This window comes from Streptomyces rimosus subsp. rimosus (genome assembly GCF_000720725.1).
Taxonomy (GTDB): domain Bacteria; phylum Actinomycetota; class Actinomycetes; order Streptomycetales; family Streptomycetaceae; genus Streptomyces; species Streptomyces rimosus_A.
On the sequence record NZ_JOCQ01000090.1, the window covers coordinates 15,727 to 35,717 of the forward strand.

Sequence of the window (19,991 nt, forward strand, 5' to 3'; positions counted from 1 at the left end):
GTCACCTCCCCCGCCCTGTCGCTCACATTTTCGGTGACTGTCTGCGACCCTATCCCCCACCACTGACAATCCAACCGGCCCGCCATCCAGTCGTAACAAGACGCCTGCGACAGAACGGATTCCGCGGGTATCAGCCGAGGAGCGCTCCGAGCGTCTGCCCGGCCGGCGACCGTTCACACTGGGGGACCCCACCATGATCCGTTTCGAGCACGTCACCAAGAGCTACGCCGACGGCACCACCGCCGTCGACGACCTCTCCTTCGAGGTCGGGGAGGGCGAGCTGGTCACGCTCGTCGGGCCGTCGGGCTGCGGCAAGACCACGACGATGAAGATGGTCAACCGGCTCATCGAGCCGACGAGCGGTCACATCTATCTGGACGGCGCGGACATATCGGCCATCGACCCCGTCGAGCTGCGGCGCCGCATCGGCTACGTCATCCAGCAGGTCGGCCTCTTCCCGCACAAGACGGTGCTGGACAACACCGCCACCGTCCCGCACCTGCTCGGCTGGCAGCGCAAGAAGGCCCGCGACCGCGCGGCCGAACTCCTCGACCTGGTCGGCCTGGACCCGGCGCAGTACGGGGACCGCTACCCGGAACAGCTCTCCGGCGGCCAGCGCCAGCGCGTCGGCGTGGCCCGCGCGCTGGCCGCCGACCCGCCCGTCCTGCTGATGGACGAGCCGTTCGGCGCGGTGGACCCGGTGGTGCGCGAGCACCTCCAGACGGAGTTCCTGCGCCTGCAGTCCACGCTCCACAAGACGGTGCTCTTCGTCACCCACGACATCGAGGAAGCGGTCCGGCTCGGGGACCGCATCGCGGTGTACGGAGCGGGGCGTGTCGAGCAGTTCGACACCCCGGCCACGGTGCTGGGCGCGCCGGCCACCCCGTACGTGGCGGAGTTCGTCGGCGCCGACCGCGGCCTCAAGCGGCTCTCGGTCACCCCGATCGAGACCGGCGACCTGGAGCAGCCGCCGGTGGTCCGGCTCGACGACGACGCGGCGCGGGCCGCGGGCCGGCTGGCCGAGGAGGGCGCGGCGTGGGCCGTGGTGCTCGACGCGGACGGGAGCCTGCACGGGTGGGTCTCCGGCGCCGGGCTGGCCGCCGGGACGGGCGGGCCCGGCGGGCCCGGCAAGGCCGGCGGCGAGGTACGGGACCACGCGCGGCGCATGGACGCGTGGCTGCCGCTCGGAGCGCCGCTGAAGCAGGCGTTCAGCACGATGCTCCAGCACGACGCGGGCTGGATCGCGGTCGTGGACGGCGAGCGCTTCCTCGGCGTACTGACGCCCACGGGCCTGCATGCCGCGCTGCGGCGGTCGACGGCGGCGGACGCGGGGCACGTACAGCGGGAGGACGTCGTGGTGGAGAGCGTCCCCAGCGCGTAGGCCGTACGGAGCACGGGAGGGACGGGGCGGGCCGGATACGTACGCTGCCGAAACGGGACCGTACGTCACCGGCCGAGGCTCACGCCGGGCTCGCGCCCCCCGCCCCCGTCTCGTCGTCGTCCTCCGGAAGCTTGCACACCCGCTCCAGGAAGATCGCGGCCGCGACCACCGCCAGCCCCGCCAGGACCGAGAAGCCGGCGTGGATGGCCTGGTCCCGGCGGGGGTCCACATCCAGGCTCGTGGTGAGCAGGAAGACGCCGACGCCGCCGTACAGACCGGCCACCAGGGACGCCACCAGGGCGCTCGCCTGGCCGAAGACGACGGCGCGGGCGGCGACCAGCGGGTCGACGCCCTTGGCGCCGGGCTCCCGGGCGCGCTGGGCGTTCAGCCGGGAGCGCAGGGACAGGGCGGTGGCGGCCAGGACGGCGGCGATCAGGGCCAGCACGATGGGGGCCGCCAGCGGCACGCTGGGGAGCGTGCCGAAGGTGTCCCACAGCCGGGCGCCGGCCCACGCCAGCACCCCGGCCGCCAGGAACAGCCCGACCAGCACTTTGATGTGTAGCTGCTTCACCGAGCGCTCGCCCCTCGTGCCTTCGTTCTCGTACGTGTGCCGGAGTCTTAACGACTGCCCCGGCAGTCTCGGTTCCTGGACGGCCGCCACGCGGCGGCCGCGCTGCCGGGACCGCTACTCCGGCAGCCGCAGCTCCAGGTCCACCCGCGGCGTCACGCCCTCGCGGCCGACCACGGAGAGCAGTTCCACCACCGCGCCGCGGCCCGGGACCTCCGCCTCCGGGTCGACGTCGTGCCACGGCACCAGCACGAAGGCACGCTCATGGGCGCGCGGGTGCGGCAGGGTGAGCAGCGGGTCCTCGGAGACCACGTCCTGGTACGCGAGGATGTCGACGTCGATCGTGCGCGGGCCCCAGCGCTCGTCGCGGACGCGCTCGAAGGCCTCCTCGATGGCGTGCCCGCGCTCCAGCAGCGAGCTGGGCGGCAGCGTCGTCTTGATGAGCACCACCGCGTTGAAGTACGTGGGCTGGGAGCCCGGGTCGACGCCCCACGGCTCGGTCTCGTAGACCGGCGAGACGGCCTTGACCCGGACGCCGGGGGTGTCCTCCAGCGCGTCGATGGCCCCCTGGATGGTCTCCAGGCGGTTGCCGAGGTTGCTGCCGAGGGAGATCACGGCGCGTTTGGGGTTGGAGAGGGTCACGTCCGCGGCGTCCACCCGCTCCACCACGGACGTGGGCACCGGCTGCACGGTCGGGTCACTGCTGGTCATACTCGGCTCCGGGTGATGGTGATGGTCACGTCGTCAAAGGGGACGGTGATCGGGGCGTCCGGCTTGTGGACGACCACCTCCACCTCCTGCACCCCCTCATGCTTGAGGCACTGACCGGCGATACGCTCCGCGAGCGTCTCGATGAGGTCGACCGGCTCGCCCTCGACGACGGCCACGACCTCCTCCGCCACGACGCCGTAATGCACGGTCTTCGCGAGGTCGTCGGCCGCCGCCGCCGGGCGGGTGTCCAGGCCCAGCACCAGGTCCACGATGAAGGTCTGGCCCTCTTCGCGTTCCCGGGGGAAGACCCCGTGGTGCCCTCTGGCCTTCAGCCCACGCAGCGCGACACGATCCACGCGAATCACACTCCCACTGGTCCCATTGGCACCTCTGGTACCACTGATCGTCGGAATTGCGGGCGGGGGCACCGGACTCGTCCGGCACGCCGCCCCGCCATCGAATCTACCTGCGAGCACCGACAGTGCTTGCCCACGGGGGCCGCGCTCAAGGTCTCGTCCCGCTGCCGGGCGGCGCTGCCGAGGCGGTCGAGCAGTCGTCCGCGCGGCCACTACCCGGGCCTCCGCGGCCCCACCCCTACCCTCGCAGCACTTGGCTCGAACGGGTGCGCAGAAGTCGACCTTGCTGACGCTTCCCGCTGACGGGCCCGGCCGTCGTCCGCCCTGGTCCGGACCTGCCGGCGGCCCCGGCACCACCACGGCACGACCACACAGCGTCCGCGGAACTCCCCGAAGACTTCACGCGGGTTTCACGTTCGTCAGCCGCCGCCCACGCTTCCGGCGCCCGGCCCGTCGCCGTCGCCGGCCTCCCCCGCCTCCCCGTCCTCGTCGTCGTCCCGGTCCGCCAGGACGGGCGAGCCGTGGTGCGACCAGACCCGCCAGCCCTCTTCCGTACGCCGGAAGACGTTGGTCGCCACGACCAGCTGGCCGATCAGCGGCCCGACCGAGCCGTCCTCCTCCGCGGGCCCGCCGCTGAGGATGTTCTCGGTGCAGGTCACCAGCGCGGTGTCGCCCAAGACGTCGATCTCCACGTCCGTCAGGAAGAACTGGATGTACTCGGTGTTCGCCATGATCAGGGCGTACGAGCGCAGCACCTCACCGCGCCCGCGCAGCACCGGCCAGCCCGGGTGCACCACGCTCACCTGGCCGTCCATCCACATCTCGGACATGGCCGCGTGATCACCGCGCTCCATGGCCTCGTACAGGTCGGTGTTCGCCTGCTCGACCAGCTCGATGTCCGTACGTGGACTCACACCGCTCCCGTCGCGTCCGCCGCTCCTGCGGCCCCCGTCACACTCGTCCCGCCCGTCTCCTGCGCCGCGCCCTCCACGGCGCGGGCGACCCGTACCGCGTCCGCGCTCGCCCGTACCTCGTGGACCCGCACCGCCCAGGCTCCCTCCCGCGCGACGATCGCCGAGACCGCGGCCGTCGCCGCGTCCCGCTCCCGGGCCGGCGGCGGGGCGGCGTGCGCGTCCCCTGCCAGCACCCTGCCCAGGAAACGTTTGCGCGAAGCGGCCACCAGCAGCGGACGGCCCAGCTCCCGCAGCCGGGCCAGGTGCGCGACCAGCGCGAGGTCGTGCGCGGCCTCCTTGGCGAAGCCCAGTCCCGGGTCGATCACGACGCGCTCGGGGTCGATGCCGCCGGCCACCGCCCGGTCCAGGCTCTGCCGCAGCTCGTCGACCACCTCGGAGACCACGTCCCCGTAGACGGCCCGGTTGTTCATGTCGATGGACCGGCCGCGCCAGTGCATGACCACGAACGGCACCCCGGCCGCGGCCACCACCGGCACCATCGCCGGATCGGCCGCGCCCGCGCTCACGTCGTTGACCAGGCACGCGCCGGCCGCGACGGCCTGTTCGGCGACCGAGGCCCGCATGGTGTCCACCGAGACCGTGACCCCGGCGGCGCACAGCTCCCGTACGACCGGCACGACCCGGCGCAGCTCCTCGGCCTCGTCCACCCGGGCGGCGCCCGGCCGCGTCGACTCGCCGCCCACGTCCACCAGGTCGGCGCCCTGCGCGACCAGATCGAGGCCGTGTTTGACGGCCAGCTCGGTGTCGAACCACCGCCCGCCGTCGGAGAACGAGTCGGGCGTCACGTTCACCACGCCCATCACCGCGCAGCGGTCCCAGTCCGGAAGTCCGGCCACCCGGCCGCGCAAGGTACTCATGGCTCCAGCCTAGGCGTGAGCGGTACGGGGCCGCCCACCCCGGTCGGGGCGGGCGGCACACCGGCTCCTACGCGGCGGTCCCGACCGCGTCCGCGGTGATGGGCTCGTCCTTGTGCGCGCACGGCCGCGGCTCGGCGGGCGTCCTGCGGCGCAGCGCCCGGGGCAGACTCAGTTCCAGGTACCCCTCGGCCTGGAGGGTGGCCAGGCCGATACGCGGGATGTCCCGGCTGTTGCGGAAGACCACGAAGCGCGGTACCCAGCGCGGCTGGAACTTGTCGTTGAACTTGTACAGCGACTCGATCTGGTACCAGCGGGACAGGAAGATCAGCGTCGCGCGCGAAATGCGCATCACCGGTCCGGCACCCAGCTTCTCACCGCGCTCCAGATAGGAGCGGAAGACCGCGAAGTTCAGCGAGAGCTGCTTGATCTTCAGGCCGGGGGCGGCCTGGAGGGCGGCCACGATCAGCAGTTCGTTCATGCCGGGATCGGCGCTGCGGTCGCGCCGCATCCGCTCCAGCGACATCCCGTCCCTGCCCCAGGGCACGAAGTACTGCATGGCCTTCAGGTCACCGAACGGGCCGGGCTCCTCGCCCTCCGCCGGGGCCAGGTGAGCGGTGGCGATCACCGCGTCACGGTCCTTCTCCGCGTCGATGCGGCCCAGCGCCATGGAGAAGCCGCGCTCGTCGTCGGTGTCCCGCCAGGCGTCGGCGGCCTCCTGGATACGGGCCAGCTCCTCCGGCTCCAGGTCGCTCACCCGGCGCACCCGGGTCTCGTACCCGTTGCGCTCGATGCGCTTGACCATCTGGCGTACGTTGCGCATCGCGCGGCCCGTGAGGGTGAAGTCCGCCACGTCCACGATCGCCTCGTCGCCCAGCTCCAGCGCGTCCATGCCGGTCTCGCGGGTCCAGACCTGGCCGCCGGTCTCGCTGCACCCGTGCACCGCCGGGGTCCAGGAGTGCGCCCGTGCCTCCTCCATGAAGCGCTCGATGGCGCCCGGCCACGCCTCCACGTCGCCGATCGGGTCGCCGCTGGCGAGCATCACGCCGGATATGACCCGGTAGCAGACCGCGGCCTTGCCGGTCGGCGAGAAGACCGCGCCCTTGTCGTGGCGGAGCGCGAAGTAGCCGAGGGAGTCGCGGCTGCCGTGCTTGGCGAGCAGCTCGCGCAGCCGCTCCTCGTCCTGCTCGGTGAGCCGGGCGGCCGGGTGCTCGGGGCGGAAGGCCAGGTAGGCGGTGGTGGCGACGGTCAGCAGGCCGAGGGCGCCGAGGGAGTAGCCGACGGTGTAGTCGACGTTGTTCACGTACCGGACCGGGCCCTCGAAGCCGAACAGGCCCCACATGACGTGCTTGAGCCGCTCCCACACCGACGGATCGCCGACGATCTTGTGCGGGTGGGTGTTCACGATCACCAGGCCGAGGCCGAAGCTGATCCCCCCGAGGGCGATGAAGTTCAGCAGCGCCTTCACCCGGCTGCGCGGGTCCGGCAGCGCCTCGAAGGCGCGGCGGTGCCACACCAGGAAGGCCAGCAGGGCCAGCGAGAGGACCGCCCCGAGGACGGAGTGCCGGTAGACCAGCTGGGCCGCGATGCCCACCGGGAGCAGCGCGACGGCCGCCACCCAGGCCCGGCGCTTACGCCGTTTGAGCCCGTGGGCGAGCATCAGGAGCAGGATGCCGACGACTATGGAAGAAGCCGCGGCCAGGGCGCTCACGGCGCCCGGCAGGACCTCCGCCAGCGCATGCAGCCGGCTGTGCCGGAAACGGGGGAAGAGCCCGGCCGCCAGATTCAGCAGCCCGACGACCGCTCCGGCGGTCCCCACCAGTGGCGGCACCTTTTCCGGGCGGGGGCCGCGCAGCCAGCGTGGCGGACGCCACGCAACCGTCCCGGACTTTTCGCCATCTAGCCTGTCAGACATTACTTTCCCGTCGCCCCGGTCGAGAGAACGTGCGAGTGTTAGTCGCAGCATCTGGACTTTTGCGCCCTGTATGACGGCGTTTCAGGGCCCGGGGTTCCACCTGCGGCCGTGTCGACCGGCCGCCCGGAAGAAAGCGCCACATGGGTCTCACCAGCAAAAAAGTGCTGCTCCTGGCCGTCCTTTTCGCGGTAGCACTCTTTGTCCTCACCATCTGGCTGTGGCCTCGCCTGTCCAAGCGCAACTGGCGCGCGGTCCTCGGCCGCATCGGCCTGCTGCTGGCGACCCAGCTGTCGATCTTCGCGTCGATCGGCCTCTTCGCGAACAATTCGTTCGGTTTCTACGCATCCTGGGCGGACCTGTTCGGCAAGGAGCAGGAGCCGGGCGTGGTGACCAATTACGAGACCGGTCCGAACGGCACCAAGCTGAAGATGCTCGGCAGCGAGCACGTGGGCGTGCCCGGCGGTTCCAAGCCGCACGTCGGGGGCCGGATAGACAAGGTCGTGCTCCAGGGCGAGAAATCCAAGATCAACAGCCCGGCGTTCGTGTATCTGCCGCCGCAGTACTTCCAGGCCAAGTACGCGAAGAAGCGCTTCCCGGCGTCCGTGGTGCTGACCGGCTACCCGGGCACCGCGCAGGCCCTCTACAAGAAGCTGCACTTCCCGCAGACCCAGCACGACCTGGTCCGCAAGAACAAGATGCAGCCGACGATACTGGTCATGATGCGGCCGACCGTGGCGCCGCCGCGGGACACCGAGTGCGTGGACATCCCGAACGGCCCGCAGACCGAGACGTTCTTCACCCATGACGTGCGCCACGACATAGCCAGCCACTACCGGGTGGGCACCGACGCCAGGAACTGGGGCGTCATAGGGGACTCCACGGGCGGCTACTGCGCCCTGAAGATGCCGATGCGCCACCCCAAGGCGTTCTCCACCGGCGTGGCCCTCTCCGGCGCGTACAAGGCCCCGCTGGACGCCACGACCGGCGACCTGTTCGGCGGCAGCAAGCAGCTGCAGCGCGAGAACGACCTCATGTGGCGGCAGAAAAACCTTCCTGCGGCGCCGGTGAACCTCCTCGTCACCTCCAGCAAGCAGGGCGAGGAGAACTACAAGGACACCCTGAAGTTCATCCAGCAGACCAAGTCCCCGGGCCGGATCGCGTCGATCATCCTCGACAGCGGCGGCCACAACTTCAACACCTGGCGGCGTGAGATACCGGCCGCCTTGGAGTGGATGGGCGGCCACCTCAAGGCGTAGCGGCGCAACCGCCCAGGGGGCGGCGTACGGAAGCGGGCGGGGCCCGGTGGACATCCCACCGGGCCCCGCCCGCTTCCGTACGTACGCCCGGGAAGGCGTCAGCGGCTCAGCGGGCCAGTATCAGGCTCATCGCCTCGGAGCGGGTCGTGGAGTCCCGCAGCTGGCCGCGTACGGCCGAGGTGGTCGTCTTGGCGCCCGGCTTGCGGATGCCGCGCACCGACATGCACATGTGCTCGGCCTCGACCACCACGATGGCGCCGCGGGCCTCCAGGATGCGCATCAGGGAGTCCGCGATCTGCGTGGTGAGGCGTTCCTGCACCTGCGGGCGGCGGGCGAAGACCTCGACCAGCCGGGCCAGCTTGGACAGCCCGGTGATCTTGCCGCTCTCGGCCGGGATGTAGCCGACGTGCGCGACGCCGTGGAAGGGCAGCAGGTGGTGCTCGCACAGCGAGACGATCTCGATGTCCTTGACCAGCACCATCTCGTCGTGGCCCAGGTCGAAGGTCGTCGTCAGGACGTCCTCGGGCTCCTGGCGCAGCCCGGCCAGGATCTCCTTGTACGCCCGGGCGACCCGCGCCGGCGTCTCCAGGAGGCCCTCGCGGTCCGGGTCCTCGCCGACGGCGATCAGCAGCTCACGTACGGCGTTCTCGGCGCGCTTCTCGTCGAACTCGCCGATCTTGCCGTCGCCGTCCAGCGTCACCGGATCGGTCATCTCGTGCCTCGTTCCTGTTGCGCCCGCTCCTCAGGCGGAGTACCACACGTCCAGGCTAGAACCCGTGGGGCGCGGCTTTCATTCCGGGGCCGGTGTGAGCCCCACGACATTGCGCACATGGCAGCCGCACCGCTGCGAAAAAAACCGGGTCCGTACGGAGTGTTCCGTACGGACCCGGTCTGCGGCCGGGCGGACCCGGCCGGTGCCTGTCAGCGGCGTTCGGAAGCGGTCAGCTCTCCGGCGTCCGGTCCTCGGGGGACTCGGTCTTCTCGGTCGAGACATTCGACGAGGAGGCCGAGGGGGCCGAGCCGTTGGCCGGGGCCAGCTCCTTCGGGGAGAGCACCGGCGGGCGGGTCGACGGCGTACGCCGCGAGGAGCCGGTCCACGCCGGGCGGGCCGGGCGCTTGACGATGTGCTTGAAGACCTCGGCGACCTCTTCCTTGTTCAGCGTCTCCTTCTCCAGGAGCTGCAGAACCAGGTTGTCGAGCACGTCGCGGTTCTCGACCAGGATCTCCCACGCCTCGTTGTGCGCGGTCTCGATGAGCTTCTTGACCTCTTCGTCGACCAGCGCGGCGACCTCTTCGGAGTAGTCGCGCTGGTGACCCATCTCACGGCCGAGGAACGGCTCGGAGTTGTCGGAGCCGAACTTGATCGCGCCGAGCCGCTCGGTCATGCCGTACTGGGTGACCATGGCGCGGGCCGTCGCGGTCGCCTTCTCGATGTCGTTCGCGGCGCCGGTGGTCGGGTCGTGGAAGACCAGCTCCTCGGCCGCGCGGCCACCGAGCATGTACGCCAGCTGGTCGAGCATCTCGTTGCGCGTGGTCGAGTACTTGTCCTCGTCCGGCAGCACCATGGTGTAGCCCAGGGCCCGGCCGCGGGACAAGATCGTGATCTTGTGGACCGGGTCGGAGTTCGGCGAAGCGGCCGCGACCAGGGCGTGTCCGCCCTCGTGGTACGCGGTGATCTTCTTCTCCTTCTCCGACATGATGCGGGTCCGCTTCTGCGGTCCGGCCACCACGCGGTCGATCGCCTCGTCCAGCGCCTTGTTGTCGATCAGCTTCGCGTCGCTGCGGGCCGTCAGCAGCGCGGCTTCGTTGAGCACGTTCGACAGGTCGGCGCCGGTGAAGCCGGGGGTGCGCTTGGCGACGGCCGTCAGGTCGACGTCCGGCGCGACCGGCTTGCCCTTCTGGTGGACCTTGAGGATCTCCAGGCGGCCCTGCATGTCCGGGCGGTCGACGGCGATCTGCCGGTCGAAGCGGCCGGGGCGCAGCAGCGCCGGGTCCAGGATGTCCGGGCGGTTGGTCGCGGCGATCAGGATCACGCCGCCCTTGACGTCGAAGCCGTCCATCTCGACGAGGAGCTGGTTCAGCGTCTGCTCGCGCTCGTCGTGGCCGCCGCCGAGGCCCGCGCCGCGGTGCCGGCCGACGGCGTCGATCTCGTCGACGAAGACGATCGCCGGGGCGTTCGCCTTGGCCTGCTCGAACAGGTCACGGACCCGGGAGGCACCGACACCCACGAACATCTCGACGAAGTCGGAGCCGGAGATCGAGTAGAACGGCACGCCCGCCTCGCCGGCGACGGCGCGCGCGAGCAGCGTCTTGCCCGTACCGGGCGGGCCGTACAGCAGCACACCCTTGGGGATCTTGGCGCCGACGGCCTGGAACTTGGCCGGCTCCTGGAGGAACTCCTTGATCTCCTGGAGCTCCTCGACGGCCTCGTCCGAGCCCGCGACGTCCGAGAACGTCGTCTTCGGGGTGTCCTTGGTGATCAGCTTGGCCTTGGACTTCCCGAAGTTCATCACCCGGGAGCCGCCACCCTGCATCTGGTTCATCAGGAACAGGAAGATGACCACGATGAGGACGAAGGGCAGCAGCGAGATCAGCATCCCGACGAACGGGTTCTGCTTCGACGGGGAGACGGTGTAACCGTCCTTGATCTCGCCGGTCTGGTACTTGGCCTGCAGGTTCTTGGCCAGGTCGACGCCCTGGTCGCCGATGTAGCTCGCCTGGAGCTTGTTGGAGCCGTCGACCTTGTTGTCGCCGGACAGCTCGACCTTGATCTTGTTCTCGTCGCCGGTCGTCAGCTCGGCGGATTTCACCTTGTTGTCAGTGATCGCCTTGACGACCTGACCGGTGTCCACCGTCTTGTAGCCGCCGGACGAGCCGACGACCTGCATCAACACGACCACGGCGAGGACGGCCAGCACGATCCACATGACCGGCCCACGGAAGTATCGCTTCACGTCCATCCATACGGAGCTCTCTGAGCCCCGTCCCTCCTGCCACAGTGAGGCACAACAGCCCTGTGGAGGGCTGGTCGTGCGTACGGTGTATTACTGGCCCGAAAAAAGACTGACCTTCGGACGGTACCCCAGCATTGTCACCCGACGACGCCGCCCACGGTTAACAATGCAGCTTCGGATGCCGTTCTCCCTGCTCCAACGGCGGGCGGCCGCACGGGGTTCCCGCCGCCGGTCTCCGGTCGGTCCCGGGCCCCGGCCGCCGGTGCGGCGGCCGGACGGGTACGGCGCCGCTCAGCCGCCGTAGACGTGCGGCGCGAGCGTGCCGACGAACGGCAGGTTGCGGTACTTCTCCGCGAAATCCAGGCCGTAGCCCACGACGAACTCGTTGGGGATGTCGAAGCCGATCCACTTCACGTCGATCGCGACCTTGGCCGCGTCCGGCTTGCGCAGCAGTGTGCAGACCTCAAGGCTGGCGGGCTCGCGCGAGCCCAGGTTCGACAGCAGCCAGGACAGCGTCAGACCGGAGTCGATGATGTCCTCGACGATCAGGACGTGCTTGCCCTTGATGTCGGTGTCCAGGTCCTTGAGGATGCGGACCACTCCGGAGGACTGGGTGCCCGCGCCGTACGACGACACGGCCATCCAGTCCATCGTGACGGGGTTGGACAGCGCACGCGCCAGGTCCGCCATGACCATCACGGCGCCCTTGAGGACGCCGACCAGGAGCAGGTCCTTGCCCGCGTACTCCGCGTCGATCTTCGCGGCCAGCTCCGCCAGCTTCGCGTCGATCTCTTCCTTGCTGATGAGCACCGACTGAAGGTCGGAACCCATGTCCTTGTCGTCCACCCGTGCCACTCTCGCTCGGTTCGGTGTCATGAGACTCGTGCGGCAAAGCGGTCCCGTACGGCTCAGCCCTGCCGGATCACCAGTCTGCCACCCTGCCGTCGCACACCCACGCGCCCGGGGAGGTTGACGGTCCCCTGCCCGCGCCAGGCCGTGATCAGCCGGTCCACCTCTTCGATGTGGCGGGGGGGGAGCGGAACCCCCGGCGCGCCCCCCCCCGCGGGCGGCCGGCGCGCCCGCCGCGATGGCGGCCCGGCGCAGCACCCGGCGGCGGACGGCGGCGGGCAGGGCGTACAGCTTGGCGGCGTCCAGGGCGCCGCGCTCGTCGAGGACCGTGCGCTCCGCGTCGGCGGCCCAGGAATCCAGGGCGTCGGCGTCGTCCCGGGAGAGCTGGGCCGTACGGGCGAGGGCCTCCACGACGCCCTTGCCGAGCGCCTTCTCCAGCGCGGGCAGGCCCTCGTGGCGCAGCCGGGAGCGGGTGTACAGGGGGTCGGCGTTGTGCGGGTCGTCCCAGACGGGCAGCGACTGGATCAGGCACGCCTTGCGGGCGGTCTGCCGGTCCACCTCCAGGAAGGGGCGGCGGTAGCGGCCGCCGCGGCCGGTCGTGGCCGCCATGCCGGACAGCGAGCGGGTGCCGGAGCCCCTGGCGAGCCCCAGCAGGACCGTCTCTGCCTGGTCGTCGCGGGTGTGGCCGAGGAGGATCGCGGCGGCGCCGTGGCGCTCGGCGGCGGCATCGAGCGCGGCGTAGCGCGCGTCACGGGCGGCGGCCTCGGGGCCGCCCGCGACACCCACCTCGACGGCCACCGCATCGACCGGGTCCAGACCGAGGGCGCGCAGGCGCACCACGACCTCCGCGGCGCGCAGGTCGGAGCCGTCCTGAAGGCCGTGGTCGACGGTGATGCCGCCGGCCCGTACGCCCAGCTTGGGCGCCTCGAAGGCCAGCGCGGAGGCGAGTGCCATGGAATCGGCGCCGCCGGAGCACGCGACGAGCACCAGTGGGGGCCCGTCCGCCGCGGCGGGCGGGAGCGGCGCCCCGGCGGGCGCGGGGCCCGCGGCGACCGGCTGCTGCGCGGCGTGCGCGGGGGCCGGGGTCTGCGAGGTGTGGTGGTTCAGTACGTCGTGGAGTACGCGGCGGACCGCCACGCGTATCGCGGCGACCGCTGGATGGGGACCCATGTCCGTTTCCAATCGTGGGGGGCTTCGGGCCGGCAACGGCTTTTCGTCACACAGAGTGCCTAGATGGTGACAGAGACGAGCGGTTCCCCGAGCATTGCACGCCCATCCTGCGGTCACGGTCCCTCAGAAGAGTGATTGAAGGGAGCGTTCACCCGCCCTGCGGTGCGACCGGCTCACGCCTCCGTCCTCCGGGGCGCCGCCCCCCTCAGCGGTGCACCCGCGCGACCCAGTCCGCCGGTTTGGCGATCTCCTGCTTGGTCGGCAACGTGTTCGGCGACGTCCACACCCGGTTGAAGCCGTCCATGCCGACCTCGTCGACCACGGCCCGTACGAACCGTTCGCCGTCCCGGTACTGGCGCAGTTTCGCGTCCAGCCCCAGCAGCTTGCGCAGCGCCTGGTCCAGCCGGCCCGCGCCGCTGGCCCGCCGCTTCTGGAACTTCTCGCGGATCTCCGCGACGGACGGCACCACATCCGGGCCGACACCGTCCATCACATAATCGGCGTGCCCCTCCAGGAGCGACATCACCGCGGTCAGCCGCGCCAGGATCTCCCGCTGGGCCGGGGTCTGCACCAGGTCGACGAAGCTGCGGCTCCCGTCATCGCCCTCCTCGCCCTCCGGCCGGCCGCCGGTCAGCGACTGGACGGCCTCCCGCAGCCGCTCCAGCAGCGTGCCCGGGTCGATCTCGGTCTCGCCGAGGAAGGACTGGATCTCGCCCTCGATGTGGTCGCGCAGCCAGGGCACGGCGGTGAACTGCGTACGGTGCGTCTCCTCGTGCAGGCACACCCACATACGGAAGTCGTGCGGGTCCACCTCCAGCTCCCGCTCCACATGCACGATGTTCGGCGCCACCAGCAGCAGCCTGCCGCCCTGCGACCCGGCCGGCAGGTCCCGCGAAGCGGGCGCGAAGGTCTCGTACTGGCCGAGGACGCGCGAGGCCAGGAACGACAGCAGCATGCCCAGCTCGACCCCGGTCACCTTGCCGCCGACGGCCCCCAGCACCGCGCCGCCCGGCACGGAGGAGCGGCGCTCCTCCATCTTCCGCAGCAGCGGCTTCAGCACGGCACGGAAGCCGGCCACGTTGGCCTTGATCCAGCCGGGGCGGTCCACGACGAGGACGGGAGTGTCGTGCTGTGCACGGGGCTGCTCCGAGCCCGGCTCCCCCTCCGTCACCGCCTCCGGGTGCACCATGCGGGTGAACGTACGCACGTGCTCCTCGGAGGACTTCGCGTGCCGCCGCAGCTCGGCGACGATCTCCCGCGCCTCGTCGCGGCTCACCTCTGGTCCCGGCCGTACGAACCGGGTCGCGGTCGCTACCGCGAGGTTCCAGTCGACCATCTCCACACCACCGATGCTCGTCATGGGTTCACGGTACGTGGGCGCTCCGCTTGGGGGTAGCGCTGCGCCCTTCGGGCGCGGTTGTCCGGTTCGCCGGTGGCCGTTTCGCTTTTGGCTGCGGCTCTGTTCGCGCCTGCGGCGGGCAGGGGCCGCTGCGCGGAGCTGTCAAGGTTCGGGCGCGGGCCTGCGCGGCAGGCCGCTCCGGCCCGCGCCCTTCCGTGGTGGGGTGGGGAAAGGGTGGGTATGTGCTGGTGTGAGTGGTCAGGTGCTGGTCGTTTGCTAGCGGCAACCGCAGTTGGCCACTGTTGAGGCCAGGCGGTCCAGGGCCTGTTGGGCGGCCTGGGGGTCGGTGGTGTTGTTCGTCATGAAGGCGAAGACCAGGAGGCGGCCGTCGGTGTCGACGACCGTGCCGGCCAGGGTGTTCACGCCCGTGAGGGTGCCGGTCTTGGCCCGTACGGTGCCCGCGCCCGCCTTCTCGCCCGCGTAGCGGCCGCTGAGCGTGCCGGTGAAGCCGGCGACCGGGAGGCCGGTGGCGACCGGGCGCAGTTCCGGGTGGCCGGCGGACGTGGCCAGGACGAGGATGCGGGAGAGCAGGCCTGCCGAGACCTTGTCGTCGCGGTCCAGGCCGCTGCCGTCCTCGAAGGCGGCGTCGCCCGGCTGGAGCTTCAGGTCCGCCAGTTGCTTGTGTACGGCCCGGCCCGCGCCCTCGAAGCTTGCCGGTTGGCCGCCGGCCAGGGCGGTCTGGCGGGCCAGCGCCTCCGCGATGTCGTTGTCGCTGTGCGTCAGCATCCGCTCGACGAGCCCGGCGAGCGGCAGCGAGCGGACGGTGGCGAGGCGCCGGGCCTTGGCGGGCGCAGTGGTCTTGGCGGGTACGCCGTCGACCGTGATGCCGCGGTCCTTGAGCATCCGCGCGAAGGTACGGGCGGCCGCGGCGGCCGGGTCGGTGTCGCGGGGCGCGGGCCCGTGCTCGCTCTCGTCGAGACGTCCCTCGTCGGCCATGAGGGGCGTGACGGGGGCGATGTTCTCGTTGGGGCTTATGGGGTGCAGTACCGGTCCCGTATAGGCCGAGGTGTCGTACCCGAGCCGTACCTTGGTGGTGCCGCGGTCCTGGAGCGCGCGGGCCGTTTCGTCGGCCAGCGTCCGCAAGCTCGCCGGCTGGTCCTGGGCGTCCTGCTTCGGCGCGCGGGCGGTGAGGGTGGGGTCGCCGCCGCCGACCAGGGCGATCCCGCCGTTCCCGGCCTCGACGACCGTGGTGTCGATGCGGTGCTCGGGCCCGAGCGCGGAGAGCGCGGCGGTGGCTATGGCCAGCTTGACCGTCGAGGCGGGCGTCGCGCCGCGCGCCGGTTCGGTGCCGAAGAGTTCCCGGCCGGTGGCGGCGTCCACGACGGATGCCGTACGCAGCGAGCCGAGCGCCGGGTCCTTCATCAGCGGCGCGAGCACGTCGGCCAGGGCCTTGGCGCCGGGCGCGGGCGGCGCCGCGTCACCCCCGCCGCGTACGGGCGCGCCGGCCGCGGCCAGTACGGGCGGCGCGCTGGGTACGGTCGCGGTGCCGCCCGGGACGTGACGCTCGCCACCCCTTCCGTCGGCCGCCGCGGCGCGGGCCCGCTCCGCCGTACGCTGGCCGGAGTCCCAGGGACCGGCCAGCGTCACCGCTCCGGCCGCGACCACGAGTCCCAGGACGGTGGAGCTGGCCGTCAGCCGTACGGTCTGCCGCTGCTGCCTGGAGGCGGACCGCCAGGCGGTACGGGTGGTGTCCACGGCGGACCGGTAGGCCGAACGCGCCGGGCCCGCCGCCGAACGGGTCACGGACGCGGCGGTGGACCCCGCCGTCCGGGCCGAGCCCGCCGCCCGCCGGGCGGAACGTTGCGCCAACCGCTGCGCGGCCTGCCACCTGACCTGCCACGACCTGGTCTCCGGCACTTAGGACCAGCCCCTTTCGCCACCACACACCTGCGTGGGGGACACTTAATCACCAGACGTATGTGTTGATCATGGAGGAGCCACCCGTGGAGTTCGACGTCACCATCGAGATCCCGAAGGGTTCGCGGAACAAGTACGAGGTGGACCACGAGACCGGACGGATCCGTCTGGACCGTCGACTCTTCACCTCGACCAGCTACCCGGCCGACTACGGCTTCGTCGAGAACACCCTCGGCGAGGACGGCGACCCGCTGGACGCGCTGGTCATCCTGGACGAGCCGACGTTCCCCGGATGCCTGATCAAGTGCCGCGCCATCGGCATGTTCCGCATGACCGACGAGGCCGGCGGCGACGACAAGCTGCTGTGCGTCCCGGCGTCCGACCCGCGCGTGGAGCACCTGCGCGACATCCACCACGTGTCGGAGTTCGACCGCCTGGAGATCCAGCACTTCTTCGAGGTCTACAAGGACCTGGAGCCCGGCAAGTCCGTCGAGGGCGCCGACTGGGTCGGCCGCGCCGAGGCCGAGGCCGAGATCGAGGCCTCTTTCAAGCGCCTGGAGGCGCAGGGCGGCGCGCACCACTGAGCTGCGGCGGGCTGGGACGGTCGGTGAGCTGACAGAGTTGGCCGGCTGACAGCAGTCGTTGGTCGTTTGCTCGCGGAGGCGGCATCCGGATGGCCGGGTGCCGCCTTTGCGTTGCCGAGGGCTCCGCCGCCGGGGCCTGCGGCCCCCGCCCCGTCCCCGCAACGCTTCCTCAGAAGCCCCGCGTCCGCTTCGCCGCCCGCCGCTCGCCCGGTTCCTCCTGGGCCAGGCCGGGGGCCTTCATGAACAGCCGGGCCACCTCGCCGCCGAGGTTCACGCCGACCGCGATGGCCAGGGCCAGGGACGCGGCCTTGATGAGGGACGAGACGCCGGGGCCGATGTCGCCCTGGGCGAAGTTGAGCAGGCCGAAGTACGTGGCGCTACCGGGCAGCAGCGGCCCGATCGCGGCGGTGACGTACGGCAGCGCGGAGGCGTACCGGTAGCGGCTCAGGAGCTGGCCGAAGAGGCCGACGAGTCCGGCCGCGATGGCCGTGGCGGGTACCGCGTTCATGCCGCTGACGTTGGCGAGCGCGCCGTAGACGACCCACGCGACGCCGCCGTTGAGCGTGGCGAACAGGACGGTGTGACGTTCCTGCTGGAGCAGTACGCAGAAGGCCAGCGCCAGCAGCATGGCGGCCAGGGTCTGCACCGGCGGATCGTTGAACGCGGCGAACCCGGCCGCCGGGTACAGGTACTCCGGATTCAGCTGCAACCCGATGTACAGCGCGGCGAGCACGCCGATGACGATGCCGACGATGAGGTAGCCGACTTCCAGCAGGCGTGCTGAAGCGGTGATGTAGTACCCCGTCAGGCCGTCCTGTACGGAGGCCACCAGCGCCCGCCCGGGGATCAGCGCGAACAGGCCACCGGTGATCACCGCGGACGCCTGCACGGGGACGTGCGAGAAGCTCAGCGCGACCCCTATGGCGGCCGGCGGCATCGCGGCGACCACGAACTGGTAGAACTCCGGCAGCCCGCGGCTGGACGCGAGCCAGGCCAGCCGGTCGCCGAGCATCGAGCCGATCGCCGCCGCGATGAAGACGATCGCCCCGCCGCCGACCAGCATGCTCGCCGCGCCGGACAGCAGCCCGGAGGCGAGGGTGAGCGACCAGCTGGGGAAGGGGTGGCGGTTGCGGCGGATCTCGGCCAGGCCGCGGTAGGCCTCCTCCAGGGTGATGCCCTCGGAGGTGATGTCGTCGACGAGGCGGAAGACCGCGGACAGCCGCGTGTAGTCCACGCCGCGCCGCCGTACCGTACGGCTGGCCGTGACCGGGTCGTCGACCAGCGACGGCTGGTAGGAGATCGACAGCAGTGTGAAGGTGACGGTGGGCTCGACCCGCTCCAGCCCGTACGCGTGCGCGACGCCGAACATCGCGGCTTCCACGTCCTCCGCGCCCTCGCCGCCGGCCAGCAGGATCTCGCCGATACGCAGGGTCAGGTCCAGGACGCGCGGTACGGCGGGCCCGGTGTCCTCCGCGCGCTCCACCCGCTCCGGCACCGGCCGCTCGCCGACCGGCATGCGCAGCATGGTGCGCATGCGGTCCTGCCAGGGCGCCTGCTTGGTCAGGCTGACGACGGGGATGCCGTGCGGCGGCGTGAAGGCGGGCCAGCCCGCGGGGGTCCGGTCGGGCAGCTGGTGCTGGCCCGTGGTGCTGCCGTTACCGGTGCCCGTGCCGCCGGGCGGGCTGAAGGCGGAGCCTTCCGGTTCGGCCGGCGCCTCGGTCTTCAGGCCCTCGGGGAGGGCGAACTCGGAGGTGGGGTGCTCCTCCTCGGGAACCGGCGGGTACGGCACGCCGAGCGGCGGTGTGAAGGCGCTGCGCGCCTCGTCCGACTGCGGCTTGCGGTCCTCGGAGTGATCGGTTCCGCCGTTCGTACCATTGCTGGTTCCGTGCACGCCTTTGACGCCGTTCACGCCGTTCTTCCCGTTCGTGCCGTTGGTTCCGCGCTGTCCCCGCTGTGCGTCCGACGCCACGTCTCTCGCTCCTCGTACGCCTCCTGCCGACCGTCAAGGACACGATGCCTGATGGTCGGCAGGGGCGCGCGGGGCGGGGCCCTCGCTGAGGTTCTTATGGGTTCTTGTGTGCTGCGGGTTTCCTCTGCGCAGCGAGAGAAACCCGGGACTTCTGGTGCGTGCGGCAGCCGATACGGTTCAGCGCTTCGCGTGCCGCCCCCGGCGCCCGTCGTTGCCGGGCTGGCGGGGCGGCTGGACGGCGCCGGCCGGGCCGTACGCGGCCTGGGCCGCCGCCTTCTTGTTCTTGCCGCGGGCGCGCAGGTACTCGATGACGATCGGGATCACGGAGATCAGCACGATCGCGATGAGGATCAGCTCGATGTGCTTGTGCACGAAGTCGATGTTGCCGAGGGAGGCGCCGAGCAGCGTGACACCGGCTCCCCACAGGACGCCGCCGATGACGTTGAAGGTGATGAACGAGCGGTAGTTCATCCTGCTCACGCCCGCGATGATGGGCGTGAAGGTCCGTACGATCGGCACGAAGCGGGCCAGGATCAGCGATTTCGGGCCGTGCTTCTCGAAGAACTCGTGCGCCTTCTCCACGTTCTCCTGCTTGAACAGCTTGGAGTCCGGGCGCTTGAAGAGCGCGGGCCCGACCTTGCGGCCGAAGAGATAGCCCACCTGGTCGCCGACGATCGCCGCGATCACGATCAGCAGGCACACCAGCCACAGCGGGCTCTTGAGCTTGTCGGTCGTCACCAGCAGGCCGGTGGTGAACAGCAGCGCGTCGCCCGGCAGGAAGAAGCCGATCAGCAGGCCGGACTCCGCGAAGACGATGATCAGCACGCCGATCAGCCCGAACGTGCCGATCAGGTAGTCCGGGTCCAGCCACTGGGGGCCGAGCGCGAGAGTATTCACGGGGTGAAGGCTCCTGGGTCGAGGGCGCCGGATCGTGCGGTGCGACGGGGGTGAAGGCGCAGTGTGCGGCCCAAAGCTATCAACGCCCGATGACGTGCCGTGGTTCCAGCCGCCCGCCAGGGGCCTCCGCAGGCCGTCGGCAGACTGTCGGCAGGTCGTCGGCAGACCCTCCACAAGCCTTCCGCGGGCCCTCCGTACGGCTGGGGAGCCGGTCCCCGTACGGCTGGAGAGCCGGCCCCCCATACGGCTGGGGAGCCGGCCCCCACGCCCCGTGGCCGGACACCGACGCCGCCCTCC

16 protein-coding genes and 1 pseudogene are annotated in these 19,991 nt (G+C 71.2%); 3 read left to right on the forward strand and 14 right to left on the reverse strand.

The genetic code is table 11. The features are described from left to right. Positions 1 to 193 precede the first annotated feature (193 nt). Entirely contained in the window at positions 194 to 1,381 is a 1,188-nt protein-coding gene (locus IH45_RS0133125) for an ABC transporter ATP-binding protein (RefSeq protein WP_030677165.1), read from the forward strand. A gap of 79 nt (positions 1,382 to 1,460) precedes the next feature. Here IH45_RS0133125 and IH45_RS0133130 read toward each other — a convergent pair whose 3' ends face one another. The 6 genes from IH45_RS0133130 to IH45_RS0133155 all read right to left on the reverse strand — a co-directional run bounded on the left by IH45_RS0133130 (position 1,461) and on the right by IH45_RS0133155 (position 6,759). After that, positions 1,461 to 1,952, reverse strand: coding sequence for a DUF3180 domain-containing protein (locus IH45_RS0133130; protein ID WP_030677170.1), 492 nt, complete (start codon positions 1,950 to 1,952; stop codon positions 1,461 to 1,463). Between the two features lie 114 nt (positions 1,953 to 2,066). Next, complete coding sequence (folK, locus tag IH45_RS0133135) at positions 2,067 to 2,660, reverse strand: 2-amino-4-hydroxy-6-hydroxymethyldihydropteridine diphosphokinase (protein ID WP_030677171.1); 594 nt, start codon at positions 2,658 to 2,660, stop codon at positions 2,067 to 2,069. Further along, on the reverse strand, positions 2,657 to 3,016 hold the full coding sequence (gene folB, locus IH45_RS0133140) for a dihydroneopterin aldolase (RefSeq protein ID WP_030596419.1): 360 nt from the start codon (positions 3,014 to 3,016) through the stop codon (positions 2,657 to 2,659). The genes folK and folB overlap by 4 nt, the downstream gene beginning before the upstream one ends. A gap of 419 nt (positions 3,017 to 3,435) precedes the next feature. Beyond that, positions 3,436 to 3,930 (reverse strand): nuclear transport factor 2 family protein, encoded by a 495-nt coding sequence (locus tag IH45_RS0133145; RefSeq protein ID WP_030677174.1) that lies wholly within the window; start codon positions 3,928 to 3,930, stop codon positions 3,436 to 3,438. Continuing rightward, positions 3,927 to 4,847 carry a dihydropteroate synthase gene (gene folP, locus IH45_RS0133150; protein ID WP_030677176.1) on the reverse strand — a complete coding sequence of 307 codons (921 nt, stop codon included), beginning with the start codon at positions 4,845 to 4,847 and terminating at the stop codon, positions 3,927 to 3,929. The genes IH45_RS0133145 and folP overlap by 4 nt, the downstream gene beginning before the upstream one ends. Positions 4,848 to 4,914: 67 nt before the next feature. Further along, the gene (locus tag IH45_RS0133155; protein WP_050515352.1) at positions 4,915 to 6,759 is read right to left on the reverse strand and encodes a phosphatidylglycerol lysyltransferase domain-containing protein; all 1,845 of its coding nucleotides are present in this window, start codon (positions 6,757 to 6,759) and stop codon (positions 4,915 to 4,917) included. A 140-nt stretch (positions 6,760 to 6,899) separates the two neighbouring features. Between IH45_RS0133155 and IH45_RS0133160 the strand changes: the two genes are divergently transcribed. Then, positions 6,900 to 8,015 (forward strand): alpha/beta hydrolase, encoded by a 1,116-nt coding sequence (locus IH45_RS0133160; protein WP_030677196.1) that lies wholly within the window; start codon positions 6,900 to 6,902, stop codon positions 8,013 to 8,015. Between the two features lie 106 nt (positions 8,016 to 8,121). Here the strand turns inward: IH45_RS0133160 and folE are convergent, their stop codons facing one another. From folE to dacB, 6 genes and pseudogenes are all read right to left on the reverse strand, one after another. Beyond that, positions 8,122 to 8,727 carry a GTP cyclohydrolase I FolE gene (folE, locus tag IH45_RS0133165; protein ID WP_030677198.1) on the reverse strand — a complete coding sequence of 202 codons (606 nt, stop codon included), beginning with the start codon at positions 8,725 to 8,727 and terminating at the stop codon, positions 8,122 to 8,124. Positions 8,728 to 8,956: 229 nt separating this feature from the next. Beyond that, a complete protein-coding gene (ftsH, locus tag IH45_RS0133170; protein ID WP_030677200.1) occupies positions 8,957 to 10,975 on the reverse strand; it encodes an ATP-dependent zinc metalloprotease FtsH in 2,019 nt (672 codons plus the stop codon). A gap of 285 nt (positions 10,976 to 11,260) precedes the next feature. Next, positions 11,261 to 11,845 (reverse strand): hypoxanthine phosphoribosyltransferase, encoded by a 585-nt coding sequence (hpt, locus tag IH45_RS0133175; RefSeq protein WP_078897891.1) that lies wholly within the window; start codon positions 11,843 to 11,845, stop codon positions 11,261 to 11,263. Between the two features lie 32 nt (positions 11,846 to 11,877). Next, positions 11,878 to 12,988, reverse strand: a pseudogene (gene tilS / locus IH45_RS01000000144345) (tRNA lysidine(34) synthetase TilS). Between the two features lie 205 nt (positions 12,989 to 13,193). Continuing rightward, positions 13,194 to 14,348, reverse strand: a complete 1,155-nt coding sequence (locus IH45_RS0133185) for a zinc-dependent metalloprotease (RefSeq protein ID WP_030677203.1) — start codon at positions 14,346 to 14,348, stop codon at positions 13,194 to 13,196. 255 nt (positions 14,349 to 14,603) lie between these two features. Further along, a complete protein-coding gene (gene dacB, locus IH45_RS0133190; protein ID WP_234440769.1) occupies positions 14,604 to 16,130 on the reverse strand; it encodes a D-alanyl-D-alanine carboxypeptidase/D-alanyl-D-alanine endopeptidase in 1,527 nt (508 codons plus the stop codon). Positions 16,131 to 16,330: 200 nt separating this feature from the next. Here dacB and IH45_RS0133195 point away from each other — a divergent pair, with 200 nt between their 5' ends. Beyond that, positions 16,331 to 16,828 carry an inorganic diphosphatase gene (locus tag IH45_RS0133195; protein WP_004571927.1) on the forward strand — a complete coding sequence of 166 codons (498 nt, stop codon included), beginning with the start codon at positions 16,331 to 16,333 and terminating at the stop codon, positions 16,826 to 16,828. Between the two features lie 169 nt (positions 16,829 to 16,997). Here IH45_RS0133195 and IH45_RS0133200 read toward each other — a convergent pair whose 3' ends face one another. Both IH45_RS0133200 and IH45_RS0133205 read right to left on the reverse strand, forming a co-directional pair. Next, complete coding sequence (locus IH45_RS0133200) at positions 16,998 to 18,797, reverse strand: threonine/serine exporter family protein (protein ID WP_030677207.1); 1,800 nt, start codon at positions 18,795 to 18,797, stop codon at positions 16,998 to 17,000. Between the two features lie 177 nt (positions 18,798 to 18,974). After that, positions 18,975 to 19,694 (reverse strand): DedA family protein, encoded by a 720-nt coding sequence (locus IH45_RS0133205; RefSeq protein WP_030677209.1) that lies wholly within the window; start codon positions 19,692 to 19,694, stop codon positions 18,975 to 18,977. Between the last annotated feature and the right edge of the window lie 297 nt (positions 19,695 to 19,991).